The organism is Bradyrhizobium ingae, from assembly GCF_055791185.1.
The window spans coordinates 208,522-233,276 of record NZ_JBVUBB010000009.1 but is presented as its reverse complement, the minus strand read 5'-3'; the positions used below and the strand labels follow the sequence as shown (position 1 = coordinate 233,276).

25 protein-coding genes and 1 tRNA gene are annotated in these 24,755 nt (G+C 62.5%); 15 read left to right on the top strand and 11 right to left on the bottom strand.

The window, feature by feature from the left end; genetic code table 11:
- Nucleotides 1-29 precede the first annotated feature (29 nt).
- Nucleotides 30-1,343, bottom strand: a complete 1,314-nt coding sequence (locus ACV1FX_RS16775; RefSeq protein WP_473118657.1) for an MFS transporter — start codon at nucleotides 1,341-1,343, stop codon at nucleotides 30-32.
- A gap of 243 nt (nucleotides 1,344-1,586) precedes the next feature.
- Between ACV1FX_RS16775 and ACV1FX_RS16770 the strand changes: the two genes are divergently transcribed.
- On the top strand, nucleotides 1,587-2,579 hold the full coding sequence (locus ACV1FX_RS16770) for a LacI family DNA-binding transcriptional regulator (protein WP_473118682.1): 993 nt from the start codon (nucleotides 1,587-1,589) through the stop codon (nucleotides 2,577-2,579).
- A gap of 429 nt (nucleotides 2,580-3,008) precedes the next feature.
- On the opposite strand, the gene ACV1FX_RS16765 is transcribed toward ACV1FX_RS16770, so the two are convergent.
- The 3 genes from ACV1FX_RS16765 to ACV1FX_RS16755 all read right to left on the bottom strand — a co-directional run bounded on the left by ACV1FX_RS16765 (nucleotide 3,009) and on the right by ACV1FX_RS16755 (nucleotide 5,934).
- On the bottom strand, nucleotides 3,009-3,770 hold the full coding sequence (locus tag ACV1FX_RS16765; RefSeq protein WP_473118656.1) for an alanyl-tRNA editing protein: 762 nt from the start codon (nucleotides 3,768-3,770) through the stop codon (nucleotides 3,009-3,011).
- A 271-nt stretch (nucleotides 3,771-4,041) separates the two neighbouring features.
- The gene (locus ACV1FX_RS16760; protein WP_473118655.1) at nucleotides 4,042-5,046 is read right to left on the bottom strand and encodes a transketolase family protein; all 1,005 of its coding nucleotides are present in this window, start codon (nucleotides 5,044-5,046) and stop codon (nucleotides 4,042-4,044) included.
- A 3-nt stretch (nucleotides 5,047-5,049) separates the two neighbouring features.
- Nucleotides 5,050-5,934 (bottom strand): transketolase, encoded by an 885-nt coding sequence (locus tag ACV1FX_RS16755; protein ID WP_473118654.1) that lies wholly within the window; start codon nucleotides 5,932-5,934, stop codon nucleotides 5,050-5,052.
- Between the two features lie 233 nt (nucleotides 5,935-6,167).
- Between ACV1FX_RS16755 and ACV1FX_RS16750 the strand changes: the two genes are divergently transcribed.
- The 11 genes from ACV1FX_RS16750 to ACV1FX_RS16700 all read left to right on the top strand — a co-directional run bounded on the left by ACV1FX_RS16750 (nucleotide 6,168) and on the right by ACV1FX_RS16700 (nucleotide 16,086).
- Nucleotides 6,168-7,004 carry a shikimate dehydrogenase family protein gene (locus ACV1FX_RS16750; protein WP_473118653.1) on the top strand — a complete coding sequence of 279 codons (837 nt, stop codon included), beginning with the start codon at nucleotides 6,168-6,170 and terminating at the stop codon, nucleotides 7,002-7,004.
- Nucleotides 7,005-7,028: 24 nt separating this feature from the next.
- Nucleotides 7,029-8,123 carry a glycerol dehydrogenase gene (locus ACV1FX_RS16745; protein ID WP_473118652.1) on the top strand — a complete coding sequence of 365 codons (1,095 nt, stop codon included), beginning with the start codon at nucleotides 7,029-7,031 and terminating at the stop codon, nucleotides 8,121-8,123.
- On the top strand, nucleotides 8,120-8,944 hold the full coding sequence (locus tag ACV1FX_RS16740) for an SDR family NAD(P)-dependent oxidoreductase (RefSeq protein ID WP_473118651.1): 825 nt from the start codon (nucleotides 8,120-8,122) through the stop codon (nucleotides 8,942-8,944). The genes ACV1FX_RS16745 and ACV1FX_RS16740 overlap by 4 nt, the downstream gene beginning before the upstream one ends.
- A complete protein-coding gene (locus ACV1FX_RS16735) occupies nucleotides 8,941-10,080 on the top strand; it encodes a mandelate racemase/muconate lactonizing enzyme family protein (protein WP_473118650.1) in 1,140 nt (379 codons plus the stop codon). Before ACV1FX_RS16740 ends, ACV1FX_RS16735 begins: the two co-directional genes overlap by 4 nt.
- Before the next feature lie 2 nt (nucleotides 10,081-10,082).
- Entirely contained in the window at nucleotides 10,083-10,568 is a 486-nt protein-coding gene (locus tag ACV1FX_RS16730) for a VOC family protein (protein ID WP_473118649.1), read from the top strand.
- Nucleotides 10,561-11,277, top strand: a complete 717-nt coding sequence (locus ACV1FX_RS16725; protein WP_473118648.1) for a GntR family transcriptional regulator — start codon at nucleotides 10,561-10,563, stop codon at nucleotides 11,275-11,277. The genes ACV1FX_RS16730 and ACV1FX_RS16725 overlap by 8 nt, the downstream gene beginning before the upstream one ends.
- A gap of 93 nt (nucleotides 11,278-11,370) precedes the next feature.
- Nucleotides 11,371-12,603, top strand: coding sequence for an ABC transporter substrate-binding protein (locus ACV1FX_RS16720; RefSeq protein WP_473118647.1), 1,233 nt, complete (start codon nucleotides 11,371-11,373; stop codon nucleotides 12,601-12,603).
- 4 nt (nucleotides 12,604-12,607) lie between these two features.
- A complete protein-coding gene (locus ACV1FX_RS16715; protein ID WP_473118646.1) occupies nucleotides 12,608-13,570 on the top strand; it encodes a carbohydrate ABC transporter permease in 963 nt (320 codons plus the stop codon).
- Nucleotides 13,570-14,397 (top strand): carbohydrate ABC transporter permease, encoded by an 828-nt coding sequence (locus ACV1FX_RS16710; RefSeq protein ID WP_473118645.1) that lies wholly within the window; start codon nucleotides 13,570-13,572, stop codon nucleotides 14,395-14,397. Before ACV1FX_RS16715 ends, ACV1FX_RS16710 begins: the two co-directional genes overlap by 1 nt.
- Before the next feature lie 15 nt (nucleotides 14,398-14,412).
- Complete coding sequence (locus ACV1FX_RS16705) at nucleotides 14,413-15,597, top strand: ABC transporter ATP-binding protein (protein WP_473118644.1); 1,185 nt, start codon at nucleotides 14,413-14,415, stop codon at nucleotides 15,595-15,597.
- A gap of 312 nt (nucleotides 15,598-15,909) precedes the next feature.
- Complete coding sequence (locus ACV1FX_RS16700) at nucleotides 15,910-16,086, top strand: hypothetical protein (RefSeq protein WP_473118643.1); 177 nt, start codon at nucleotides 15,910-15,912, stop codon at nucleotides 16,084-16,086.
- Nucleotides 16,087-16,105: 19 nt separating this feature from the next.
- Here ACV1FX_RS16700 and ACV1FX_RS16695 read toward each other — a convergent pair whose 3' ends face one another.
- Nucleotides 16,106-16,447, bottom strand: coding sequence for a hypothetical protein (locus tag ACV1FX_RS16695; RefSeq protein WP_473118642.1), 342 nt, complete (start codon nucleotides 16,445-16,447; stop codon nucleotides 16,106-16,108).
- Nucleotides 16,448-16,570: 123 nt separating this feature from the next.
- Here ACV1FX_RS16695 and ACV1FX_RS16690 point away from each other — a divergent pair, with 123 nt between their 5' ends.
- Together ACV1FX_RS16690 and ACV1FX_RS16685 are read left to right on the top strand one after the other, a co-directional pair.
- On the top strand, nucleotides 16,571-16,867 hold the full coding sequence (locus ACV1FX_RS16690) for a hypothetical protein (protein ID WP_473118641.1): 297 nt from the start codon (nucleotides 16,571-16,573) through the stop codon (nucleotides 16,865-16,867).
- Between the two features lie 98 nt (nucleotides 16,868-16,965).
- The gene (locus ACV1FX_RS16685) at nucleotides 16,966-17,577 is read left to right on the top strand and encodes a tyrosine-type recombinase/integrase (protein WP_473118640.1); all 612 of its coding nucleotides are present in this window, start codon (nucleotides 16,966-16,968) and stop codon (nucleotides 17,575-17,577) included.
- A 61-nt stretch (nucleotides 17,578-17,638) separates the two neighbouring features.
- Here ACV1FX_RS16685 and ACV1FX_RS16680 read toward each other — a convergent pair.
- From ACV1FX_RS16680 to ACV1FX_RS16660, 5 genes are all read right to left on the bottom strand, one after another.
- Nucleotides 17,639-17,714, bottom strand: a tRNA-Lys gene (locus ACV1FX_RS16680).
- Nucleotides 17,715-17,877: 163 nt separating this feature from the next.
- Nucleotides 17,878-18,459 carry a Spy/CpxP family protein refolding chaperone gene (locus ACV1FX_RS16675; protein WP_473118639.1) on the bottom strand — a complete coding sequence of 194 codons (582 nt, stop codon included), beginning with the start codon at nucleotides 18,457-18,459 and terminating at the stop codon, nucleotides 17,878-17,880.
- A 200-nt stretch (nucleotides 18,460-18,659) separates the two neighbouring features.
- Nucleotides 18,660-19,661 carry a TRAP transporter substrate-binding protein gene (locus ACV1FX_RS16670; RefSeq protein WP_473118638.1) on the bottom strand — a complete coding sequence of 334 codons (1,002 nt, stop codon included), beginning with the start codon at nucleotides 19,659-19,661 and terminating at the stop codon, nucleotides 18,660-18,662.
- Between the two features lie 173 nt (nucleotides 19,662-19,834).
- Nucleotides 19,835-21,397, bottom strand: coding sequence for a 2-isopropylmalate synthase (locus tag ACV1FX_RS16665; RefSeq protein WP_473118637.1), 1,563 nt, complete (start codon nucleotides 21,395-21,397; stop codon nucleotides 19,835-19,837).
- A gap of 463 nt (nucleotides 21,398-21,860) precedes the next feature.
- Complete coding sequence (locus tag ACV1FX_RS16660; RefSeq protein ID WP_473118636.1) at nucleotides 21,861-22,955, bottom strand: hypothetical protein; 1,095 nt, start codon at nucleotides 22,953-22,955, stop codon at nucleotides 21,861-21,863.
- A gap of 197 nt (nucleotides 22,956-23,152) precedes the next feature.
- On the opposite strand from ACV1FX_RS16660, the gene ACV1FX_RS16655 reads away from it, so the two are divergent.
- Nucleotides 23,153-23,392 (top strand): hypothetical protein, encoded by a 240-nt coding sequence (locus tag ACV1FX_RS16655; protein ID WP_473118635.1) that lies wholly within the window; start codon nucleotides 23,153-23,155, stop codon nucleotides 23,390-23,392.
- Nucleotides 23,393-23,421: 29 nt separating this feature from the next.
- Here ACV1FX_RS16655 and ACV1FX_RS16650 read toward each other — a convergent pair whose 3' ends face one another.
- Complete coding sequence (locus ACV1FX_RS16650; RefSeq protein WP_473118634.1) at nucleotides 23,422-24,735, bottom strand: solute carrier family 23 protein; 1,314 nt, start codon at nucleotides 24,733-24,735, stop codon at nucleotides 23,422-23,424.
- Nucleotides 24,736-24,755 lie beyond the last annotated feature (20 nt).

Below are 24,755 nucleotides of genomic sequence, written 5' to 3'. Positions count from 1 at the left end.
AAACCGGCCGACCATCGGGTCCCGGTAGGTCAGCGATTGACGGCCCTGGCCGGCACGCCCAGCACCGCGATCGCTCCGACGACCAGGACCCCGGCGAGCATGTACATGCCGGCCGTGTTGGATTGGGTGACGTCCTTGAGATATCCGATGAGGAAGGGGCCGAGGTAGCCGGCGAGATTGCCAACCGAGTTGATCCAGGCGATGCCGGCTGCAGCACCCGCTCCGGCGAGGAACGACGTCGGCAGCGACCAGAACAAGGGAGCACAGGAGATCGCACCCGCCGCAGCCACCGAGAGGGCCGCAATGGCCAGCGTCGTGTCCGTCGTCAGCGTGGAGGCGACGAAGCCGCCCGCCGCAATCAGGGATGGGATGATGAGATGCCAGCGGCGTTCGCGGAAGTGATCCGACGACCTGCCGAGCGCAATCATCACGACGAAGGTCACGACATAGGGGATCGCCGAGATCAGGCCGATGTTGAAGTTGCCCGTCACGCCGGTCGCCTTGACCAGGGTCGGCATCCAGAACGTCAGTCCGTATTGGCCGATCACGAAGCAGAAGTAGATGACGCACATCAACCATACGCGGCTGTTCGTCAGCACGCCGGTAACGTGAGTCGGGCTCTCCTTCTTCAGGGCGTTTTCAGCGTCGATTTCCGCCTGCAGCATCTTCTTCTGGTCGTCGGTGAGCCATTTCGCCGAGGCGATGCCGTCGCCGAGATAGGCAAGCACGACCAGGCCGAGCAGGACCGCAGGAACAGCTTCGAGCACGAACATCCATTGCCAGCCCTGGAGGCCGGATACGCCATGGAAGCTGTCGAGGATGGCGCCCGAAATGGGGTTGCCGACGATCGACGAGATCGGAATTGCCGCCATGAAGGTCGTCACGATCTTGGCGCGCCGGTGGGACGGATACCAATAGGTCAGATAGAGAATGATGCCCGGAAAGAACCCCGCTTCGGCGACGCCGAGGAGGAAGCGAAAAACATAGAACATGGTCTCCGAATTGGTGAACATGAAGGCCGCTGAAATCAGGCCCCATGTGATCATGATGCGCGCGATCCAGATCCGCGCTCCAACGCGGTGCAGCAGAAGATTGCTGGGCACTTCGAACAGGAAATATCCGAGGAAGAAGATGCCGGCACCCATGCCGTAGGCCTGCTCGGACAGACCAAGATCCTTCGACATTTGCAGCTTCGCGAAACCGACATTCACGCGGTCGAGATACGCGACGAAGTAGCAAAGCATCAGAAACGGGACGATCCGCCAAAAGACCTTCAAATAGCTCTGCTCGAGTGCCTGCGCGTTCGTGGACGCGGCCGGGCCCTGCATTGCGAGTTCCGCCATGCTCTTTCCTCCTGGTGTGGTCCAGGCGCAGGGCCGGGACCGAGCAATTTCCCCTCTTCATCCGCTCTTCGGCGGTGAACGCCCGGAGCGTTTTGGCACCGGTGCCATTGCACGATAGCCACGTTTGGCACCGGTGCCAATAGCAGAAATGGGGTCATTTGAGATTTTTTTGCCTCATCGTGGCCGCGCAAAACCTGATAGAGGCTTCTTGCAAATGACCAAGAAGAGATTCCCGTGACGGCCATGCCGGACCTTCCCGCCGGCATCACCCTTGAGGAGGTTGCCCTCGCCGCGGGCGTCGGCAAGAGCACGGCGGCGCGCGTGCTCCGCAACCAGGGCTCGTTCTCCGCCAAGACCCGCGAGAAGGTGCTCTCAGCTGCCAAGCGGCTTGGCTATGTACCCAATCGCATCGCTCACGCCCTGACGGTCGGCTCGCGGCTGGTCGCAATCACCGTGCCCTCGCTCAACAACATCGTCTTCACCGACGTTCTTTCGGGCGCAGGCGAGGTGATCGAGGCGCACGGCTACCAGCCCGTCTTTGCGGTGACGGGCTATGACTTGAAGCGCGAGGAGCAGGCCATTGCCTCACTGCTGGAGTGGCGGCCGGCCGCCTTCCTGGTCAGCGGGCTCGAACATAGCGAGCAAAGCAACCTGATGCTGCGAGGTTCCGGGCGCCGGGTCGTCGAGGTGCTGGACACCGATGGGACCGGACTAGATTGCGTCGTCGGCTTTTCAAATACCGAGGCTGGATCTGCCGCCGCGCGCTATTTGCTGTCGCGCGGCTATCGGCGCATCGGCTATGTCGGGCACGATATCGGCACGGACATCAGAGCACGAAAGCGCCTGACCGGCTTTCAAAAGGCGCTCGCCGCCGAAGGCCTATCCTTGCTCGCGCAGGAAATCGGCGCCCGGGCCTCCTCGGTCGAGGCCGGACGCGCCGCGCTTGCGCGCCTGCTCGCCAACCGCACTGATCTCGACTGCGTGTATTTCTCGAACGACGATATGGCGATCGGAGGATACTTCCACTGCCTGAGCGTGGGGCTCGTGCCTCGCAAAGACCTTGCCCTGTTTGGCCACAACGGACTTGCGATCGGCCAAACGATTCCGCTGAAGCTTTCCAGCATTCGCACGCCCCGGATCGAGATCGGCAGGAAAGCGGCGGAGTTGTCATTGACGGATGGCCCCTCGACAACGATCGATCTTGGGTTCGACCTGATCGAAGGCGACACGGCGTAGCAAGCGCCTCTGACAGGCGGGATGAGTATTGAAAGGCCTGCCAATTTGGCATGACGGCTTCAGGCGCGCAGCGAGCGTCTATCGATCCTTTAAATTATATCGTAATTTCAATAACATATGAGTTCGTAGTTTTATTCTGAATGGCGCGCCAGCTTTGTTAAGCGATATCGATACCTTGGCTGCTGGCCCGTTCGCCTTCCTCCGCTGTCGGCGCAAGTAGTTCGTCCTCCGTTTGCAATCGACACTCGCGTCACGTCATCGACATCTGCATGTTCGACAAGAACGAACACGCAGCGCCCTGTCGTTGACAGATCTCAATCAGGTACTGGCTTCGCTTCAAACCGGATAGCCGCGTCCAGAGTATGAAGAGTTGCCAACTCTTCATCTTGTAGAGGCCGGCTCGATTGCATCCAGCTCGGCGGAGACGGTTCATTCTTGAGCGCTCGCAAGACTGCTCTCGTCCGTGCCGGACCGTGTGGTGAGGATGCCGACCTTTACCCGTCGGTTTTGGCGCCCCTTGTTTTCGACCTTCAGAATGCGTACGCGCCGAGCCATGCCGGTCGAGGCGAGGTGCGTCCCTCCGCAGGCTTGGCGATCGAGGCCTAGTATTTCCACAATCCGTACCATTCCATCGGGGCCCGGCGGAGGAGCGACAGCCTTGCTTCTGAAGAGGCCGCTGATGCATTTTGCGTCCTCGTACGATATATAGCTGATCTGCACGGGGAGGTCGCGTCGGATGACGTCGTTTATCGGTTCTTCCAACGATCGCAGCAAGTTGTTGTCCGCACCCGGAAGGTCGAAATCCACTCGGAAAGTGTCGTCGGCGTTAAGCTGAGCCCCTGTCAGTAGCGCGCCGGAAAAGCGGACGTAAACAAGGGCATTCAATACGTGCGCCAGCGTATGCAATTCGCACATGCTGTGCCTGAAAATCGGGTCGATGTCGATGAGAACGGTCCCGTGCGGCTCATCCTCCGTGTCCAACTGGTGCCAGACTCCGTATTCGGTAGCCGATGTGCCCGTGATCTTCGCCTTGCCGGTCGACCAGGATAGTCTTGCATGATCGGCAAGCTGTCCACCTCCGCCGGGAAATACAGGCGATCGAGCGACGAGCACACCTCCGGGGCGGCTATCCAGTACCTTGGCCTCAACGGCGAATGCATCCGGGCGAACCAAGTAGTAGGGCTGGTTCATCCTATCCATTGAATACAACGGTACTCCTCCACGACGCCGCTCGGCAATTTGTTTTGGAGAACAGTTCCCTGCCGATCACCGCGATCGCGCAGACTGGATTTTCCGATTCAGGCCATTTCGCGACTGCGTTTCGCAGAAAATGCCATTATTCCCCCAGCGACCTCCGGCATGGCCGCATGCCCTTGCAATTCAACAATGCGGCTTCGCCAGGTCGCTTGCCGGCGCGTGAACCAGGCTGGCATCTTGTGCTGTGATCACTGATTTCGTGCGCTCACGCAATTTTCGCCAGCGCCTCGCGAGCGACGGCCTCGATGCCTGCGGCATCGAGCCGGTAATGCGCATAGAGATGGGTTGGCGGCGCGATCAGGCTGTACTCATCATGAATGCCGTGGCGCACGAGCTTCACGCCGCAACCTTCGTCGGCAAGCACCTCAGCCACCGCAGATCCCAAGCCACCGAGCACGTTGTGCTCTTCCGCCGTCATCAAGATCTTGCTGCGACCCGCGGCCCGAAGAACGGCTTCGCGGTCAAGCGGCTTGACGGTGGCCATATCGATGAGTCCGACTGACCGGCCCTCGGCGTTGAGCTTGCGCGCGGCCTCCAGCGCGGGGTGAACGGGCAGACCGCAAGCGATGATGGTGAGCTCCTGACCCGCCATGTGCTCGATCGCCTTGCCGATCGTGAATGGCGAACCTTTCTCGTAGACGTCCGGCTCGCGGCCGCGGCCGATACGGAAATAGATCGGCTCCGGCCAGTTGACCGAGGCCTTGATAGCGGACGTAAGCTGCGGCCCGTCGGCCGGTGAGATCACGGTCAGATCGGCGATTGCGCGCATCGTGGCGATGTCTTCGGTCGCATGATGCGAGGTGCCGTAGAAGCCGAGCGAGATTCCGGTGTGGTGGCCGATCATCCGTACCGGTTGCGCGCAATAGGCTACGTCCATCCTGATCTGCTCGCAACACAGCAAGCCGATGAACGAAGCGAAGGTCGCGACGAAGGGCATGTGTCCGGTCGTCGCAAGTCCCGCCGCGGCCGTGACCATGTTCTGCTCGGCGATTCCGAACTGAATATAGCGGTCGGGATGCTTCGAGGCGAATTTGTTGAGGCCGTTCGAATATTGCAGATCGGCCGCGCCCGCGAGAACGGGATGACCTTCGGCGACAAGCTCGATCAGCGCGTCGGAAAGAAAGTTCAAGCCGGGATTCGCAGCGTTCAGCGCGCGGTATTGCCAGGAATCGGCCGATTGCGGGCCGGCGGGGAATTGATGGGCGTTCATGGGTCAGATCTCCCGGCTCTTGATTTCAGCGATGGCGCGTTCGGCATCCTCGGGCGCGAGATATCCGAGATGCCAACCGGGTTCGGTTTCCATGTAGCTCACACCCTTGCCCTTCAGCGTCCTGGCGATGACGCAGGCGGGCGTCTTGCGCATGTCGTCCGCCTTGAGACGTCGCAGCAGCGACGTCAGCGCCTTGAGGTCGTGGCCGTCGACGATGTGCGTTTCCCAGCCGAAAGCCTGCCACTTCTCATGCAGGGGCTCGACACCGATGACGTCATCGACCGCGCCATCGAGCTGGAAGCCGTTGCGATCGACGATGGCAACGAGCCGCGAAAGCTTGTGCTCCGCGGAAAACAGCGCCGCTTCCCAGACCTGCCCTTCCTGCATCTCGCCGTCGCCGAGCATGACGAAGACGTTGAAATCGCGGCCCGCGGCACGACCGCCCCAAGCCATGCCGGCGCCGGCCGAGAGCGCGTGACCGATCGAGCCTGACGAGAAGTCGATGCCCGGAACCTTGCGCATGTCGGGATGGTCGCCGAGCGGATTCCCAAGACGCGTGTAGCCATTCAAAACGTCGGTCGGCAGATAGCCGAGATCGGCGAGGATCGGAAACAGGCCGACGGCGGCGTGCCCCTTGCCCATCAGAAAGCGATCGCGATCGGGCCAGGCTGGATCGCCCGGCTTCAGCGTCAGCACATCATAGTAGAGCGTCGAGAAGATCTCGGCCGCCGAGAAGACCGACGAATAGTGACCGACCTTGGCGATCTCGATCAGGCGAATGGTCTCGAGCCGAACGAAACGCGCTTTCTCGCGCAGGCGCGCGATCTCTGCAGGTGAAGGCTCGTAGCTGTTGCTGGCACGGGGCTGAGTATCGGATGCAGCGATCATTCTGGGTGGTCCTCCGATCATGTTGCGGGGCGAGCCACCGTTTTCTTCAGGTCCGCGGCACGTCGCGACCGTCAGAAGGTTTTCTCGTTAAAACAAACACTTGGGTCGACCGCAGGATGGTCGCCAAGACTTGCTACTCGCCGGTTGACGAACATCTCGTATCATGCATCATATATGATAACAACCCCACAAGGTCGCCGCGCGGCGACAAACGGAATTTCCGGGAGGCACTCGTGGAAATCGACGGACGCAGCCGCGTCATCGTCCATCTGGCGTATCCATCGGCGCATCTGCGCACGCCGGCGCTGTTCAACGCGCGTTGTGCCGAGCGCAGGATCAACGCCGTGCTGGTCCCTTGGGAGGTCGCGCCGTCGGATCTCGAGGTCGTGTGGGCTGGGCTCAAGGCTGTGCGTAGCCTCGCGGGCGTCATCGTCACCATCCCCCACAAGGAAACTGTCGCTCGCCGATGCGACGCGCTCGAAGGCGTAGCTGCCGAGCTCCTCGTCTCCAATGTCGTGCGACGCGATGCCGATGGCCGCATGACCGGCCGCCTTTACGACGGCGAAGGCTTCGTCGCCGGATTGAGATCGCATGACTACGAACCGCGCGGCCGGCGTGCCCTGCTGCTCGGCGCCGGCGGCGCTGCGACCGCGCTCGCACAAGCGCTGCTCGGAGCCGGTGTCGCCGAACTCGTCATCGCCAACCGCAATGCCGCCCGCGGCGAGGCGCTCGCAACGCGACTGCGGACGCTCTACCCGGGCCATCGGGTCACGGCCGGCCCAGCCGACGCTCGTGGCTTCGAGCTTGTGGTGAACGGCACCTCAGTCGGTCTCGACGGTGATCCGGCAAGCCCAGTCGATATCGGCACGATCGCGGCCGGCATCATGGTTGCCGACATCATCATGAAACCTGCGCTGACGCCGCTTCTGCGTGGTGCACAAGCACGCGGTGCCCAGATCCATCAAGGCATCCATATGCTCAACGCCCAGATCGACCTCTTCATAGATTTCCTTCTCAGCCAAGATCCAGCCACAACAATTCCGGCATTGTCGCCACGCATCGCCTCATAGTCCGAACCAACGAGAAAGATAAGCATGATCATTTTCGGCTCACCGCGACGATACCTGCAAGGTCCCAACGCGATCTCCCGTCTGGGTGAAGAGCTCGCTCGCATCGGCAACAGCGCGGTCCTGATCGCGGATGCGCGCGTTCTTGAGCTGGTGTCAGCCGCTGCGCAGGAAAGTTGCCGCACGGCCGGAGTGGCACTGACGGAAATCACCTTCAGCGGAGAGATCACGCACGCCGAGGTTGATCGCATGGCTGCACAGTGCGCCGCAAAGCCGCCGGACGTCGTCATCGCCGCCGGCGGCGGCAAGACAATCGACGCCGCGAAATTCCTTTCGGGCAAGATCGGCGCGAAGCTCGTCACCCTGCCGACCGTCGCCTCGAACGACTCGCCGACCAGCCATATCATCGTGATCTACGACGAGCAGCACAAGCTCGTCGGAGTCGAAAAGCTCAAGGCCAATCCCGATCTCGTGCTGGTCGATACGGCGATCATCGCCAAGGCGCCCCCTATCCTGCTCTCGGCAGGCATCGGCGATGCCATCGTCAAGCGCTTCGAGGTCGAGCAGTGCGCCGGCGTTCAGGGCAACAACGTCTTCGGAGGCCGTTCGTCACGCACGGCGCTGGCGCTGGCGCGCGCATGCTACGATGCGGTACGCACCGATTCAGTCGCCGCGCTTGCGGCGGTGCGGCGCGGCGAACCTGACGAAGCGCTGGAGCGGTTGGTGGAAGCAACCGTGCTGATGAGCGGCCTTGCCTTCGAGAGCGGCGGCCTGTCGGTCTGCCACGCGATGACGCGCGGCCTTTCGGCCGTGCCCGGGGCCGCCTCCGCTCTGCACGGCCACCAGGTGGCCTACGGCCTCCTGGTCCAGCTCGTTCTGGAGGGGCGCGACGCCGCATTCATCGACGACATACGTGGCTTCTTCGTCGAGGTCGATCTGCCGCTAAGCCTTGCCGATCTCGGCTTTACGGGCGGTCCCAACGACATCGTGACGATCGCGGAGCTGACCGCACAGGCCGCACATATGAAGCATTTCTTGCGTCCCGTCTCGACGCAGGATCTCGTACAGGCGATCGAAACGGTCGAAGCGATGTCCTCGCGCAAGAAGGATGCTGCCGAATGAAGACGTCTGAGACCTACCGCCCAATAGCCGATTTCTCGCTCACCGGACGGGTCGCGCTGGTGACAGGTGCGGGACGCGGGATCGGCTATGCGATCGCACGCGGCTTTGCGCAAGCTGGCGCGACCGTCGTCATCAACGACATCAGCGAAGAAGCCGCGCGAGCGGCCTGCGAGCGCCTGCAGGCGGAGGGATTGAGGGCGGAGCCGCAAGCCTTCGACGTGACCGATCACCCCGCGGGCGCCGACGCCATCGATGCAATCGTCGCCCGCCACGGCAAGCTCGACATCCTCATGAACAATGCCGGCATCCTGATCCGCAAGCCGGTCGAAACCCACGAGATCGGCGATTGGGACAAGGTCATCGCCGTCAACCTGACGTCGTTCTACGCGCTTGCGCGCGAGGCCACGCGCCACATGCGCAAGGCCGGCTATGGCCGCATCATCAACACGGCCTCGCTGATGGGCATTTCCTCGCGCCCCGGCGTGATCTCCTACGTGGCGGCGAAGCACGGCGTCGTCGGGATCACGCGCGCGCTCGCCGCCGAGCTCGGCGCCCATGGAATCACCGTGAATGCGATCGGACCAGGATATATCGAGACCGAGATCAACAAGGCGACCCTCGCCGACCAGCGTTTTCACCAGCAGGTCGTCGATCGCACGCCGCTTGGACGCTGGGCTTCCCCGGACGAATTGGTCGGCCCCGCGATCTTCCTCGCCTCGGCGGCAGCGGGCTTCGTTTCGGGTCACATATTGATGGTCGATGGTGGCATGTCGGCAACCTTGTTCCAGCCGGAAGTCACCGATCTCGGGCTTGCCGCATGACCTCCTCCCCCGCCACCTCCGTTGCCGACGTTGCGACCATGCCTGCGGTCATCGCGGTCGAGGCGATGCATTGCCGGATTCCGTTTCCGAATCCACTGCAGCTCGGCAAGGTTCGCATGACGCATCGCGACTACGTGCTGGTGCGCCTGCAGCTGGCCGACGGCAGCATCGGTCATGCCGTCGGCTTCGAGCGCGGCATGCCGCTTCTCGACCTCGTGACGCGGGTTGCGCCGCATTATGTCGGCCGTTCGCCCGCTATGCGCGGCGCGGCCCGCCAGGCGGCAGAGAGCGCAACGCCTCCGGCCCGTGCCGTTTTGATGCGCGGCATCAGCCTGCTCGATGTCGCGATGTGGGATGCATGCGCGCGGCACCAGGGACTTCCGCTCTGGGCGCTCCTGGGCGGAACGCGAACACGAGTCCCGGTCATGCCCGTGGTCGGCTACGGCTCTTCGCCGGAAGCGATTGCCGGGCAATGCCGGGACCTCGCCAGCCGCGGCTTCCGGCTGGTCAAGGTGATGATCAACGGGAACGATCTTGCCGGCGACACCCGACTTCTGAGCGCCGTCCGCGAAGCACTGCCCGAGGCGGTCGCCTTCGGCATCGACGCCCATTGGTCCTGGAAGACCCTGGCGGACGCATTGCCGACGTGTCGGCTCGCCGAGCATCTCGGCGCCATCTTCGTCGAAGATCCCTTCCTGCCGCAGCAATGGCGCAACGTCGCGGCCTTGCAGGCCGAGCTGAAGGTCCCGCTCGCCGTTGGAGAGGACGTGATCGACCGCTATGGGTTTCGCGATCTCGCCGAATCGGCACGCGTGCTGCGCATCGACGCCTCGGTCTCCGGCGGCTTGACCGGCGTCATAGAAGCCCTCCACCTCGCGACAACGATGGACCGTGACGTCATTCCGCACGTCTTTCCCAGCCTGCACGGCCAGCTCGCGGCCGCCTTTCCCACAATTCGCTGCGTCGAGACGATCTTGCCCGAGGTCGGAGCCGATCCGATCGACCGGCTGTTCACCGAGGAAGCCCGGATCGAGAACGGCGATCTCTTGATTTCGGAGGCTCCGGGCGCGGCGATCGCCTTCGATTGGGATCGTGCGACGTGCTTCGCGCTGCGCAGTGAGCGCATCGGAGGATGAGGATGCATCAGTCTCAAACGGCCAACGCGGCAATACCGACCATCACCTTCGACCATACCGGCTTCATCACGCCCGACATCGAACGCTCCGTCGCATTCTGGACGGAGGTGCTCGGCTTTCGCGCCGAGCCGATCGGCGAGCGGAGCCGGCCATGGCTCGCGCGGTTCATCGGCGTACCGGGCGCACATATGCGGCTCGTCCATCTCTACGGCCATGGCGCGCACATCGAATTTATCCAGTTCGTGTCGCCCTCGGGCGAGCCGATTCGTCCCGCGGCCAATCAACCCGGTGCCGCGCATGTCTGTCTGCGCGTGACGAAGCTGTCGGAGCTGCGCCAGGCGGTGCTCGATGCCGGCGGCGCGCTCCAGGGCGAGGTCAGCGAGATCACCGAGGGAATTGCCCGGGGCCTGCGCGGGCTCTTCATGCGTGATCCGCACGGCATCCTGATCGAACTCGTCGAGATACCGGAGACACCGCGCAATGGCTGAACCCAGAATGCCGATCAAGCAGGTCAGCAAGGACAACCTCTCCGCGCGCATCTATGCCCAGATGCGCGGCGCGCTGATGAACGGCCAGTTCGAGCCGGGCGAACGCTTGACGATCTCGGCATTGGCCGAGCAATTCGGCACCTCCATTACGCCGGTTCGCGAAGCGATCTTCCGCCTGGTCAGCGAACGGGCCCTGGAGATGCGGGCCGCGACCGCCGTGCATGTGCCGCATCTCGATGCCGGACGGCTGCGCGAAGTGCAGCTCATCCGTATCGAGCTGGAAGGCGCCGCCGCCGAACGCGCGGCGCAGGTGATCACCGAGAAGCAGCTCGCGGAGCTGACCGAGATCCACAAGCGCTTTCTCGATGCGGCCGCGCGCGACCCAGCCGAGGCCAGCCTTCACAACCGCGACTTCCACTTTGCGCTGCTGCATGTCGCAGGCCTGCCGATCCTGGAAGGCATCGTCGAGAATGCATGGGTGCTGATGGGGCCGTTCCTGCGCATGTTTCACGTGCACATTCCCAAACGCGAGCTCTCGGCCGACGAGCATCTCCACCACCAGGTGCTCGAAGCGTTGCGAAGACGCGACGCGAAGGGCGCACGCGCGGCGATCCAAGACGATATCCGGTGGGGCAACGTTCTGATCGACGCGTTGGAGCGGCAGAACGAGGTGCAGCAGAAGACCGCTCAAAGCCGAACCGGCGCCTGATGTCGGACCACGACATCAAGTGATCTCGCATGACGCTTGCCCGCGACCCGGAATACCGGGCGCTCCCAACCAGAACATCAATGGAGGAAATTTATGACGAGACTTTCCAGACGCAACCTACTGAAAGCCATTTCCGGCGCCGCCGCCTTCAACGTCACCCGCAGCTTCGCCCAGACAAGGGAGACGCTGACCTTCGCGGCCGGGCTCTTTGCCGAGGCCGGTCGCGGCGATCGAACCCGCGCATGGATCGGCAAGTTCAACAAGAGCCAGGACCGTTATGTCGTTGAGCCGGTGGCAATCCCGTTCTCGAAGCTCGCCGACACCGTCTTCACCCAGATGGGGGGCGGCGGGGGACCGGACATAATCCGGTTCGACCAGACCGATTTCTTCGCAGCCGTGCCAGCCAAACGCCTGTTTCCGGTCGACGATCTCCTCGATCTGTCGAAGTACAAGTTTCAGGCCGCCGACAAGTTCGTGAAGGTCGACGGCAAGCGCATGGGGATCGCGTTCGAAACCGCAAACTATGCCCTGCTCTACAATCCGGCGCTCCTGAAAGACGGCGCGCCGCCCAAGACCTGGGACGCTTTCCTGGCCGCTGCCAAGGAAGCGACCGGACGCGGCAAGTTCGGCTACGCCTATCGCGCCACCATGCCGGAGCGCGCTGGATTCTGGTTCGACCTGTCGAATTACGTCTATGGCTTCGGCGGCGAATGGGGCGGCGGCGGCGAACCGCTGCTCAACAGCCCCGAAGTAGTCGAGGCAATCACCCAATATAAGCGCGTCTACGATCTCAGCGTGATCCCGAAAGGCACGGACGCAGCGACCTATCGGCGCATGTTCTGGGAAGGCAAGATTGCCATGAACGTCGACAATGGCGGCGTCGGTGGCATCTTCTCGGCCCAGGCGCCGGACTTCAAGTTCGACGCTGCGCCCTCGCCCTTCCCGCGCAAGGAGCAGGGTATCGTCCTGACGATGCTGGCCTTCAACGCCAACTCCAAGAAGAACGCGGCGGCCGCCGCCTTCATTGAATGGATGCTGCAGCCTGAGCCGCAGGCCGAACTGCAGCTGCTGCTCGGCGCCTCGAACGTGGCAACGCAGATCCCGCGGGCCGAGGAAGAGCTCAAGAAATATCCCTGGGTCAAGGCGTTCGATGAGAATACGCCGTATGGCCAGCCGTTTTTGGTGCGATCGCTGGAGAGCAAGACGCTCGATTTCCAGCAGATCGTCTGCGAGAACGTGCTGCGCTGCCTGATCGGCGACGAAACGCCCAAGAAGGTGATGGACGACGCGCAAAGCCAGGCGCTCAGCCGCATCCTGAGACGGTGACGCGATGGCGGACGCGACCATTCGACATTCGCCGACAATTTCCCCGCCACTCGACGCGCGGCCCAGACGGGCCGCGCGAATTGAAGGCAGTCGGTGGACTCCCTACCTGTTCGTCGCGCCGGTCGTATTGTATCTGCTGCTGCTGCAGGGATATCCCCTGCTGCGCGAGCTAATGCTCAGCTTCACCCAGACATCCCTGCTGACACCGCAACAATCGACATTCGTGGGTGTGCGCAACTATTCGGAGCTGATGGCGCGCCCGGATTTCTGGCGCGTCATTGGCGTCACCGCCGTCTACACCGTCGCCTGCGTGATCATTGCGATCTCGCTCGGCCTCGGCGCAGCCCTGCTGCTCGATCGCCCCTTCCTCGGTCGGGGAATCGCGCGTGCGCTGGTGACGGTGCCATGGGCGGCGCCGCCGATAGCGGTGGCCACGATCTTCGCGTGGATGCTCAACGCGCAATACGGCATCTTCAATCACGTCCTGAAGCTGTTCGATCTCGACATCGGCTACGAGAATTGGCTCGATAACCCTCGGCTCGCTCTGCCTGCGATTCTCTTCACCACGATCTGGCAGATCTTCCCCTTCTCGTCCGTGGTCCTCCTCGCTGCGCTCCAAGGCGTCTCCGACGAGGTGCGCGAGGCCGCACAGATCGACGGGGCCGACCGTCTCAACATCTTCAAGGTCGCGGTTTGGCCGACGATTCGTCCCACGGTGGCTCTGCTCGCCCTGTTCGTCACGATCTGGTCGCTTCGCCGCTTTGACCTCATCTGGGTGATGACCCAGGGCGGCCCAATCGGCGCTACGAAGACGATCGTCATCGAGCTCTACAGCCGCGCTTTCGTCTCCCGCGAGCTTGGCGAGGCGGCGGCGGTCGGCATGGTCGGCCTTTCCATCGCCCTTGTCGTGACGCTCGTCTATTTCTGGCGGACGCACCAGGCCGAGAAAGCGGAGGGCCGACGCTGATGCGCCGTTCCAACTCTCATACCGTACGCATCGTGCTCGTCCTGGCTCTGCTGGGCGTGTCCGTCTTTCCGATCTACTGGATGATCGTGACTTCTCTGACGGCTTCGGCGAACCTGTTTTCCGACACGCCGCAGCTCCTTCCGGACCCCAGCCAGGCCTTCAACTATACCGATACGTTCCGCAACACGGGCGTTATCACCTGGCTCATCAACAGCACGATCGTGGCGGTTGGCACGATGGTGTTATCGATCCTGCTTGCCATCCTTCCGGCATACGCACTGTCCCGCTTCCGCTTCAGGGGGAAAGGCGGAATCGGCTTCCTGCTCTTTGCGACGCAGATGCTGCCGGAGGCCATGCTGGTGGTGCCGCTCTACGCGATCTTCGCCAATCTGTCTCTACTCAACAGTCTCGGGAGCCTGATCTTGGCCAACACGGCCTTCACCGTTCCGGTCATCACCTGGATTCTCAAAGGCGCGATCGACGGCGTTCCGCTGGAGGTCGAGGAAGCGGCACGCGTTGACGGCTGCTCGCGGCTCGACATCGTGCTGTCGATCGTGGTTCCGGTGGTCGCCCCTACACTCGCGGCGGCTGCGGTGATCGCCTTCTTTCATGGCTGGAACGAGTACGTGTTTGCGCGGACGCTGGTTTCCAGTCAGGAACTGCGCACGGCCTCGGTCGGCCTTGCCAGTTTCATCGGCGAGCTCTCGACGCCGATCCACACCGTCATGGCCATCAGCGCGATGTACACGCTGCCGGCCGTTCTCTTTTACCTCATGGTCCAGCGCTACGTCGTGGCCGGCATGACTGCCGGCAGCGTCAAGGGCTGAGAAAGCGGATCCGACATGGCTTCGATCGCACTCAAACACATTGCCAAGAATTTCGGCCCGAAGGTCGCAATTGCCGACGTCGATCTCGAGGTCGCCGACGGCGAGTTTCTCGTTTTGCTCGGCCCTTCCGGCTGCGGAAAGTCCACCCTGCTGCGCATGCTCGCTGGGCTCGAAAGCGTCTCGAGCGGAGAGATTCATCTGAACGAGCGACGCGTCGACCAGCTTCCGCCGAGCGCGCGTGACATGGCGTTCGTCTTCCAATCCTATGCACTCTACCCGCATATGACGGTCCGGCGAAACATCGCCTTCCCCCTGATCATGCGGCAGTTCAAATGGTGGTTTCATCTTCCGATCATCGGCAGCCTGGTCAAGCGGCGGATCGAACGCTCGCCCGACGTAGCCGAACTCGTCGAAAGGACGGCGAAGATCCTCTCCCTCACCGAGATGCTGGACCGCCACCCGCGCACGCTGTCCGGCGGCCAGCGTCAGCGTGTGGCGCTCGGACGCGCGATGGTGCGGCAGCCTGAGGTCTTCCTCATGGACGAGCCGCTTTCCAACCTCGACGCCAAGCTGCGCACCGCCATGCGCGGCGAGATCACGCGCCTGCACCAGCGCGTCGGCGGCACCTTCGTCTATGTCACGCATGATCAGGTCGAAGCGATGACGATGGGCACGCGGATCGCTCTGATGCGCGATGGTGTCGTCCAGCAATTCGGTACGCCGCGCGAGATCTACACATCCCCCGCCAACACCTATGTCGCACGATTCATCGGTACGCCGCCGATGAACCTGATCGAGGGACACATCCAACACGGCGGCATCAGAATCGGCGAAACGAACCTCGCGCTGCCTCCGGCGCTCGCGGCGGCCGGCCGCAGCGCCGGTGAGGAAATCGTGCTGCTCGGTATCCGGCCTAACGCGCTCACGCTCGGAAGTGCAGATGGGAAAGGCCTGATCGGCACTGTTAGCCTCGTGGAGCACGTGGGCGCCGAGTCTTTAGTCGCTGTCAAGCTATCGCAGGCCAACACAGCGCATGAGGAGGAAGGGGCGGTTCCCGGTGAAATCATGATTACCGTCTCAGGCTATAGCGACTTGCAGACCGGCGATGCCGTGACCGTCGGGTTGGACCTTTCGGACGCCGTGTTGTTTTCGCGGAGCACCGGCGAACGGCTCACGCATCGCCTGGCGCTTGCAGCGTAGGCAGAGGAGCAAGGAGAAATACGACCTTGCATATACGGATCGTCCGCCAGCTAATGGCCGACCAAAGCCGCAATGGCCACCTCGGTAAAACCGAAATCGTTGGCGATGCTCGCAAAGCTGTGGCGCAGGACCTGGGGCGTAACATCGGATAAAGCCGGCCAAATTCGCCACTGATAAGGTTTTCTTAGAAACCTTATCAGTTGAAGAACTGACTCCATTTGCGACCAAATCTTACAGTCGCCCGAAGGTCTCGTAAGCCCTCACGCCGTTTGAAACCAAGAGTGCGAGGACTTTACAAACGACCTTAAGCTCATGTCTGGTGCCGGTGACACGCTAACGCTGCCGGCCGGGCGCGGCGATGAAGCAAAGCAGGGCGGCAGCGGCATGGACAGCCGTGAGCCCAAGGCACCGATCATTCGCCCCCGCGATATGTATGAGCCCGACCTTCACATCGATACGCTCAAGATCAAGGCGCGGAATTTTCACTGATGATCGGCAAAAGGACGTGTCAGGTGAGAAGTTCATTCCTTTGAGGTGTGATGTTGTAGCCATCCCCGCTTTGCTCCACCGCATAGTAAATGCCGCGAAGCCGGAATGTCGCCGGCAAAGCCACGTCGGCATGGGGGTTCGGCGCGAGCTGGTAGTCACCGTCGAGTTCGCCACGATGGTTCACCACCTCCGCGCGCGAACAAAGTAGCGCGCTAAGCCCATTGTGTTGCCCGTCCTGAAGGACGCCGGTCGGGATGTCGGTGCCATCGCTTTTGTCACCTGCGCCTTCCGTCTTCGGTGCCTTTTTGATGCTTCCGCGGAAATGACTAACCTCATTCTCAACTTGGGTGCGGTCCGGCAAGCTACCGCCCCCTTCCCGGCACGACCCGGTAGGATCTGCGAGCAATCGACTTCGCATTAGATGCGATGAGCGGCCTTCAACCGCAACAGGAATCGTCTGCCTTAGATGAATGGAGAGCTAAACGTGCGCGTCGTTCTGAAAGGAATTCATAGGGTCAAACGAAAGCTCGCCAACGGCGAGATGAAGGTGCATTTTTACGCGTGGCGCGGTGGGCCCGCGATCCAGGCTAGGCCAGGCTCACCCGAGTTCGTTCGCGAATATCACGACGCGCACGCAAGCCTTCGGCAACCACGCGCCGGCACGTTCATGACGATCATCGGACAATACAAGGCCGCACCAGAATTCGACGCGCCGTCGCGTACCTCGCCTATATTAAGCTTATTGAAGACGAATTCGGCGACCTACCGGTGGCGGCTCTAGCCGACCGTCGTGTGCGTGGCGAATTCAAGACCTGGCGCGACTCGTTCGCTGAGACGCCCCGCAAGGCCGACTATGCCTGGACGACGCTTGCGCGCGTCATGTCGTTCGCGAAGGACCGCGGCATCATCGCGACCAACCCGTGCGAACGTGGCGGCCGTCTCTACGTGGCTGACCGCAAAGATAAGATCTGGACCGAGGAAGCCATTGCTGCGGTTCTCGCCGTCGCATCCAGCGAGATCCAGCTCGCGCTGATCTTGGCTTTATGGAGCGGGCAACGGCAGGGCGACCTGCTGCGCCTACCCTGGTCGGCCTACGAGAGCCCCTACATTCGCCTTCGCCAGTCGAAAGGTGGCCGCCGGGTTGCAATGCCCGCTGGCGCACCCCTGAGGGCCCTGCTCGACGCGACGAGCCGCCGGGGGCCGCTTATCCTGACGAACACGCTGGGCCGGCCCTGGACCTCCGATGGCTTTCGGACGTCTTGGGGAAAGGCATGCGAGCGTGCCGGCATCGACGGCCTGACGTTTCATGATCTGCGCGGCACGGCGGTGGTTCGCCTCGCGATCGCAGGCGCCAGCGTGCCGCAGATCGCGGCGGTCACCGGTCATTCGTTAAAGGACGTCGAGGCCATCCTCGATGCGCACGATCTCGGTCGTGACATTCAGCTCGCAGAAGCTGCGGTGCTGAAGCTCGAAGCGAGAACAAAACTGTAAACGGTGGTGTAAACGGCGCTGGTTTTGCCGCTTGTTCAAACCGCTAAGTGTTTGATTTATTTGGTGGGCGCACCAGGGCTCGAACCTGGGACCCGCTGATTAAGAGTCAGCTGCTCTACCAACTGAGCTATGCGCCCGAAAGGCGGCTAACGCCTTGCGAGGCCGGTCCTTTAGCAAAGCGATCCCGGGAAGGCAAGCGATGTGGACGAGGTTTTCCAAGTCTTCATGGCCGGGTCCCAAAAAGAGAAAAGCCGCCGGATTCCAGCGGCTTCGCTCGCTTTGCCCGGAGCATTGCGGGGCCTAGAGACGCCCGCCGTCCCGATCCGGACCGGCATCCCGGTCGCCGCCGTGGAAGCGGTTCATGCCGCCGTCCATCATGCGATCCATGCCGCGCTCCATGAAGCGGTGGTGCCAGCCGCCTTCGCCGCCGAACGGGCCCTGGTGACGGGTCAGGACGGCCAGGCGCCGCTTCTGGCCCTCATCCAGGGTCTTGTAGAGGGGGTCGGCAGCATCGGCGATCTTCTTCAGCGCCGCGGACGTGGCGCCCATGTCGTCAGCGCGCTGGCGCAGGCGAGCGACCGGATCATCCGGCTTGTCGGCATCACCAGGCGCCGCATTCATCCGCGCGTTGGCGCGATCAATCCGCAGCTTGGCAAGATCGCGAACGGCTGCCTCGACCGGCGGCCACAGCTTCTCCTGGTCGGCGTTCAGCTTCAATCCGGCGTGCACGGCCGCGATGCGCGCGTCGACGAACGCGGCGCGATCTTCCGGATTCATGCGCATGTGGCGCATGTGATCGGAGAAGCGGTGATATTGCGCGTAGACTGCGCCCGAGCCGGCAATGCTGAGCGCGGCGATGGCGGCGATGGCGAACTTCCTCATACGAACCTCCTCTTCCAAGGTTCCCTGAAGATGGGCGCCATTTGCGCGCGGTTCAACTTACAAGTTCGATAGAGAGAGCAGTCTTACCAAGATGTAATCCGCGGCTGCACTTTGAAATCATTCGCAACAATCACGGCTGAAAAGACGAAGGGCTTCCGCGTGTCGCACGGAAGCCCTTCGCGTTGCAACGCCGCGCGAACTCAGTTCGTCGCGCTCTTTGCTTCCTTCTGGAATTCGTCGATCAACGGCTGGCCGACGCGGCTCGCAGCATCCTTGTAGACCGGCTCCATCGCCTTGCGCATCGCGTCGTCCTGCTCAGGCGTCAGCGAGATGATCTCGCTCTTGCCGCTCTTCTTGATCTCCGCGAGCGCGTCGTCGTTCTCCTTCTGGGACTGTGCGTTGTTGAAGTCGGTCGCTTCCTTCATGGCCTTCGCAAGCTGGTCGCGGATGTCGCCCGGCAGATCGTCCCAGAACTTCTTGTTCACGATCACGACGTAGCCGATGTAGCCATGATTGGTCTGGGTGATGTACTTCTGCACCTCGTGCATTTTCTGGGTGTAGATGTTCGACCAGGTGTTCTCCTGCCCGTCGACAACGCCGGTCTGGAGCGCCTGATACACTTCCGAGAACGCCATCACCTGCGGCAGCGACCCCAGCGCCTTGAACTGCGCCTGCAGCACGCGCGAGGACTGGATGCGGAACTTCACGCCCTGATAGTCGGCCGGCGTGACGAGCTTCTTGTTGGCGCTCATCTGCTTGAAGCCGTTGTCCCAATAGGCAAGACCGGTGATTCCCTTGGAATCCAGCAGCTTGAGCAGCTTCGCCCCTAACGGTCCCTCCGTCACCTTCCGCAACGTCTTCAGGTCGGGAAGGATGTAAGGCAGATCGAACACCTCGAATTCGCGGATACCGAGCGGACCGAACTTGGAGTTCGACGGCGCCAGCATCTGCACGCTGCCGAGTTGGAGAGCCTCGAGCTCTTCCTTGTCCTTGTAGAGCGTCGAGTTCGGATAGACCTCGACCTTCACCTTGCCGCTCGTGTACTTCTCGGCGAGCTCCTTGAACTTCTCGGCCGCCTTGCCCTTCGGCGTATCGGTCGCAACCACGTGGCTGAACTTGATGACGATGGGATCGGCGGCCGCCGAGCCCGCAAGCCCCAGAACCAAAGCCGCGACGGATGCCGCGATCGCGAAGGTGCGCATGATTTCTCCCTGTTGTTATTTGGGCCACCCGGCGCGCGGGTGGCCCATCCTTATGCTGGCTGCATCAATACAGGCCGGCGCACACCGGTGCTATTGGCCGTTAGCAGGGCAGGTATTCATCGCCTACGGCGTCACTCCGGGGCTGCTCGACCGGAATGACAAGCCAACGTTCGTCAGCTCGCCGCTGCCGCCTGCACCGTATCGCGCTGGCGCTTCATGACGATCTTGTTGAGCGCGCCGAGATAGGCCTTGGCGGAGGCCACCAGCGTGTCCGGATCCGCCGCGCGCGCCGTCATCGACCGGCCGTCATGGGACAGACGGACCGACACCTCGGCCTGCGCGTCGGTGCCTTCGGTCACGGCGTGAACCTGGTACAGCTCGAGCTTGGCCTCGTGCGGCACCAGCGCCTTGATGCAGTTGAAGACGGCATCGACCGGACCATTGCCCTCGGCTTCCTCGATCTTGGTCTGACCGTCGACATCGAGCTTCATCGTCGCGCGCTGCGGACCATGGGTGCCGGCGATCACGGTCAGCGAGGTCAGCTTGATGCGGTCGTGCGAGGCCGCCATTTCCTCGTCGACCAGCGCCTCGATGTCCTCGTCGTAGATGTCCTTCTTGCGGTCGGCCAGCGCCTTCATCCGCGCGAACGCATCTTCCAGCTGGTTCGGGCCCAGCTTGTAGCCCATCTCCTCCAGCTTGTGCACGAAGGCGTGGCGACCGGAATGCTTGCCGAGCACCAGCGAGGACTGCTTCAGGCCGACCATCTCCGGCCGCATGATCTCGTAGGTCGAGGCGTCCTTCAGCACGCCGTCCTGGTGGATGCCACTCTCATGCGCAAAGGCGTTCCGACCGACGATCGCCTTGTTGTACTGCACCGGGAACGAGGTCGCGGCAGATACCACCTTCGAGGCGCGGGTGAGCTGCGTAGTGTCGATCTTGTTCCAGTACGGGAATTTGTCGTTGCGCACGTTGATCGCCATCACGATCTCTTCGAGCGCGGCATTGCCCGCGCGCTCGCCGATGCCGTTGATGGTGCATTCGACCTGGCGCGCGCCGCCGACGACGCCTGCCAGCGAATTCGCAACCGCCATGCCGAGGTCGTTATGGCAGTGCACGGAGAACACCGCCTTGTCCGAGTTCGGCACGCGCTCGATGAGCGTCTTCATGAAGTGGGTGTACTCGTCGGGCGTGGTGTAGCCGACAGTGTCGGGGATGTTCACCGTAGTGGCGCCGGCCTTGATGACGGCCTCGACGATGCGGCTGAGAAAGTCCATCTCGCTGCGGGTACCGTCCTCAGCCGACCATTCGACGTCGTCGATCAGGTTGCGGGCGCGCGCGACCATGGCAACCGAGGTCTCGATCACCTGCTCCGGGGTCTTGTTCAACTTCACCCGCATATGCAGCGGTGAGGTCGCGATCACGGTGTGGACGCGGCCGCGCTTTGCAAATTTCACCGCTTCGGCGCAACGGTCGATGTCAGCCGGATGCGCGCGCGACAGGCCGGCGATAACGGCATTCTTGGAGCGGCGGGCGATCTCGCTGACGGCCTGGAAGTCACCTTCGGAGGTGATGGGGAAGCCCGCTTCGATCACGTCGACGCCCATATCATCGAGCAACTCCGCGACTTCGAGCTTCTCCTCGAACGTCATGGTCGCGCCGGGGCACTGCTCGCCGTCGCGCAGGGTGGTGTCGAAAATGATGACGCGGTCCTTCTCGGACTTGTTCACGGAGGCCATTTCGAAATTCCTTTAAGCTGGTGCGCCCTTCATATTTGGCTCGAGCGCTTGAGGTGTCCGGTGATCTCGTACAACCCCTGAGTGCCCAGGCGCGGTCGCCCAGCCGGCCCTCAGGGGCAGCTAAGAAGGAGCTCGCCAAGAAGGAGGGTGGGCAGGATCGCGGGCCGGGACGCGGCGGTGCCGACGGCCAGAGCCGCCTCCCCCGAGATCCCATCGTTTTGGCCGCGAATCAACATTGCCAGACCCTTTGAGCCACAAAATCCTCGGCCAAAACCGTTGACGGTTCGTTGCCGGGAGGCCCGTTGACGCGTTTCTAGACGAGAAATGGCCGAAACTGCAACGCCAAAAGATGGTCAGGGTAGCTGACCTGATTGGGGCCATCCGCCGGCCCAACCCGGCCTTGCCCTCGCCTGCTCCGCCGGCGGATGAAGCAAGCTGTCGAAGACGACGGGGGTGAATATCCTCACCGCGCGCGCACGCGCTCGAACTCCGCCTGCGCCCGCGCGAACTTCTGGTTGAACAGCCACATCGCGTCGAGGATCTCGCGGAAGCTCGCCGACGTTCTGGCCCTGTCGGCGCGGCCATAGGCAAAGATGCTGTTGTTGCGTAAGTATTTCAGGACCGTTGGGTCGGAGACCCGGCTCTGAAGCAAATTGCCCGACCTCAGCGCGGCCCGCGTCGCGGTCGGGATGATCTGGATGAGCTCGAAGAATTTCATCTGGTCGATCGGGTCCGGCAGCGTCCTGGCTATATCGGGTATCTCCGCGAAGAGATCCGCGTGGGCGTTCATGAGGCCGTCACGCACTGCGGTCCAGTGGTTGAGCCGATGGTCGAGGCCACTGACGCGCGCCTCCTCCTTGTCGTCGCGCGCGATCAGTTTCGGATCAAGCGAGGCGATGGACGACTTGATCGCTTGCCATCGCTTCCGACCATTGCGGTCTTCGGACGGGCCGGTCTGAAAGCTGCCGATATAGGTGTTGGAACGCCCGTTGCCGACATTCTGCTTGCCGTTGGTCTCGGCGAAGAACAGCCCCAGGCTGATACGACCGGCGGCGTCCGCGCCCTTCGTATCCAATCCCTTCGCGCGCGCGATCGCCGTGCCGAGATCGACGACGTCCTTGAACGGCGTCGGTGAGGCCTGCGCATTCGCGGGCGGCGCCTCCATGACGTCGAAAAGGCTTCTGTATTCGTCGATCAGCGGCTCGATATCAGCGTCGAAATAGGCCGGCGGAACCTCGTATTTGTTGGGCCGTCCGATCCGTGATGGAAGTGCATCGGTGAGGTCCTTGTAAGTGCTCATGACCTCGACGCGGGCCAGGTAAAGGGCTTGCCCCGGCAGGTTCGGAAGCGACTCATGCGCGTCAATCTGGCGGCGCCGCTCGGTGAGGATCGCCCTGAAATCATTCAAGGCCCGACTGTAGGCCTCGATCGCCCCCGATTGCTTAGCGGTGAGCGCGACCGGCTGCGCGTGCGCCGATGATTCGACATTCACTGCCCCGCCGAAGGTGACTGCAACCGCAAGCGTGAAGCTTGCGATGATATGGCGTCCCGCTCTCATGTCGTTTTCAGCTCATGCGTTCGGCTGCTTGCCTCAATCGTAGTCATGGGGAACAAGGCCTGGAAGCCTCACCTCACGACAAGTGTCAGATGTTTGCAACACTGCAAACCTATTTGATCGGCGCCACAATCGTGTCGCAGGAATTTCCAAATCGAAGACGCAAGGTACGCTCGTGAATGCAACATCAGGGGACACTGATGCAAAAACAGCGGGCGATCGACGGCGATGCAGAGCAGGTCGGCTTCACCTTCTCATTTCAGATAGCGGATGGCGGCAAGCGGCGGGCCTGTTGTGTCAGGGTCGACGCCCCGAACTTCCACGACGCATCAGCGCTGTTCCGCGAGCGATGGCCCGCCATCGAATCGGTGGCGCGCGACAGCATCAGGTCCACGGAGAGCGGCGACGGCGTCATCGCGCTCGAGCTACCCGTGGCCTGATGAAATCCGCGCATCACGGCTTCCGCTGATCAGTTGCCCGCGTCCTTTGTGGCCAAAATCTGGTAGAGGATGATCGCGCCGAAGGTCGCGGTGCCAATGCCACCGATCGTGAAGGCGCCGAATTTGAGCGTGAGATCTCCGGCGCCGGCGGTGAGCGCAACGGCGACCGTGATCAGGTTGCGCGGGTTGGAGAAGTCGACCTTGTTCTCGACCCAGATTCGCCCGGCCATCGCCGCGATCAGGCCGAACAACACGATCGACAGGCCGCCGATCACCGGTCCCGGGATCGACAGAATCAGCGCACCGAATTTCGGAGAGAAGCCAAGCAGGATCGACACCGCGGAGGTCACCGCGAACAGGAGCGTCGAATAGACCTTCGTTGCCGCCATGACGCCGATGTTTTCGGCATAGGTGGTGACGCCGGTGCCGCCGCCGCAGGCCGAGACGATCGTTGCAAGGCTGTCGCCTAGAAACGCACGACCGAGATAGCCATCCAGGCTTCGGCCGGTCATCACGCCGATGGCTTTGATGTGGCCGAGATTCTCGGCGACCAGGATGATCGCGACCGGTGCGATCAGGAAAATCGCATCGGCATGGAAGGTCGGCGTCGTGAATTTTGGCAGGCCGATCCATGGCGCAGCCGAAAGCTGGGTGAAATCAATGGGCTTGCCCAGGCCAAAGCCATTGGCGAGCAGGAGATACAAAAGATAGCCGCCGACAGCGCCGACGATGATCGGCAGCCGGCGCCAAAGTCCCGGTGCGGCCACCGCGGTCAGGCCGATGATCAGCACGGTCAGCAATCCGACCCAGGTGTCGAACGCGCTGGCGCTGACCGCCTTCACAGCCACCGGCGCCAGATTGAGACCGATCGCGGCGACGACCGCACCCGTGACGACCGGCGGCATCAGGCGCTCGACCCAGCCGACGCCGGCCCACATCACGATCAGCGCGATGATGCCGTAGAGCACGCCGGCGCCAACGATGCCGCCGAGCGCGACCTCGATATTCGGATTCGGACCCTGCCCGGAATAACCGGTCGCCGCGATGACGACAGCAATGAAGGCGAAGCTGGAGCCGAGGTAGCTCGGCACACGTCCCGCCACGATCGCAAAGAAGATCAACGTGCCGACGCCGGAGAAGAATAGCGCGAGATTCGGATCGAACCCCATGAGTAGCGGCGCGATGATCGTGGCCCCCGACATCGCGACGCCGTGCTGGAGGCTGGCGATGATAGTCTGGCCCCAGGGTAGCCGCTCCTCGGGCAGGATCACGCCCGATGTCTTCAGCTTCCAGCGCGGAAAGTAGCCGCTACCTTGCTCGTCAGAGCCCGTGGCCGTCGACATTTTTCCCCTCCCCGTTTGCC

Bases quoted from the DNA above. Each gene is read 5' to 3' on its own strand.
- ACV1FX_RS16775 (WP_473118657.1), bottom strand. From the start codon at position 1,343: ATGGCGGAACTCGCAATGCAGGGCCCGGCCGCGTCCACGAACGCGCAG.
- ACV1FX_RS16760 (WP_473118655.1), bottom strand. From the start codon at position 5,046: ATGAACGCCCATCAATTCCCCGCCGGCCCGCAATCGGCCGATTCCTGG.
- ACV1FX_RS16710 (WP_473118645.1), top strand. From the start codon at position 13,570: ATGCGCCGTTCCAACTCTCATACCGTACGCATCGTGCTCGTCCTGGCT.
- ACV1FX_RS16730 (WP_473118649.1), top strand. From the start codon at position 10,083: ATGCATCAGTCTCAAACGGCCAACGCGGCAATACCGACCATCACCTTC.
- ACV1FX_RS16685 (WP_473118640.1), top strand. From the start codon at position 16,966: ATGTCGTTCGCGAAGGACCGCGGCATCATCGCGACCAACCCGTGCGAA.
- ACV1FX_RS16715 (WP_473118646.1), top strand. From the start codon at position 12,608: ATGGCGGACGCGACCATTCGACATTCGCCGACAATTTCCCCGCCACTC.
- ACV1FX_RS16705 (WP_473118644.1), top strand. From the start codon at position 14,413: ATGGCTTCGATCGCACTCAAACACATTGCCAAGAATTTCGGCCCGAAG.
- ACV1FX_RS16755 (WP_473118654.1), bottom strand. From the start codon at position 5,934: ATGATCGCTGCATCCGATACTCAGCCCCGTGCCAGCAACAGCTACGAG.
- ACV1FX_RS16650 (WP_473118634.1), bottom strand. From the start codon at position 24,735: ATGTCGACGGCCACGGGCTCTGACGAGCAAGGTAGCGGCTACTTTCCG.
- ACV1FX_RS16665 (WP_473118637.1), bottom strand. From the start codon at position 21,397: ATGGCCTCCGTGAACAAGTCCGAGAAGGACCGCGTCATCATTTTCGAC.
- ACV1FX_RS16670 (WP_473118638.1), bottom strand. From the start codon at position 19,661: ATGCGCACCTTCGCGATCGCGGCATCCGTCGCGGCTTTGGTTCTGGGG.
- ACV1FX_RS16735 (WP_473118650.1), top strand. From the start codon at position 8,941: ATGACCTCCTCCCCCGCCACCTCCGTTGCCGACGTTGCGACCATGCCT.
- ACV1FX_RS16740 (WP_473118651.1), top strand. From the start codon at position 8,120: ATGAAGACGTCTGAGACCTACCGCCCAATAGCCGATTTCTCGCTCACC.
- ACV1FX_RS16725 (WP_473118648.1), top strand. From the start codon at position 10,561: ATGGCTGAACCCAGAATGCCGATCAAGCAGGTCAGCAAGGACAACCTC.
- ACV1FX_RS16770 (WP_473118682.1), top strand. From the start codon at position 1,587: ATGCCGGACCTTCCCGCCGGCATCACCCTTGAGGAGGTTGCCCTCGCC.
- ACV1FX_RS16700 (WP_473118643.1), top strand. From the start codon at position 15,910: ATGTCTGGTGCCGGTGACACGCTAACGCTGCCGGCCGGGCGCGGCGAT.
- ACV1FX_RS16745 (WP_473118652.1), top strand. From the start codon at position 7,029: ATGATCATTTTCGGCTCACCGCGACGATACCTGCAAGGTCCCAACGCG.
- ACV1FX_RS16675 (WP_473118639.1), bottom strand. From the start codon at position 18,459: ATGAGGAAGTTCGCCATCGCCGCCATCGCCGCGCTCAGCATTGCCGGC.
- ACV1FX_RS16660 (WP_473118636.1), bottom strand. From the start codon at position 22,955: ATGAGAGCGGGACGCCATATCATCGCAAGCTTCACGCTTGCGGTTGCA.
- ACV1FX_RS16655 (WP_473118635.1), top strand. From the start codon at position 23,153: ATGCAAAAACAGCGGGCGATCGACGGCGATGCAGAGCAGGTCGGCTTC.
- ACV1FX_RS16765 (WP_473118656.1), bottom strand. From the start codon at position 3,770: ATGAACCAGCCCTACTACTTGGTTCGCCCGGATGCATTCGCCGTTGAG.
- ACV1FX_RS16720 (WP_473118647.1), top strand. From the start codon at position 11,371: ATGACGAGACTTTCCAGACGCAACCTACTGAAAGCCATTTCCGGCGCC.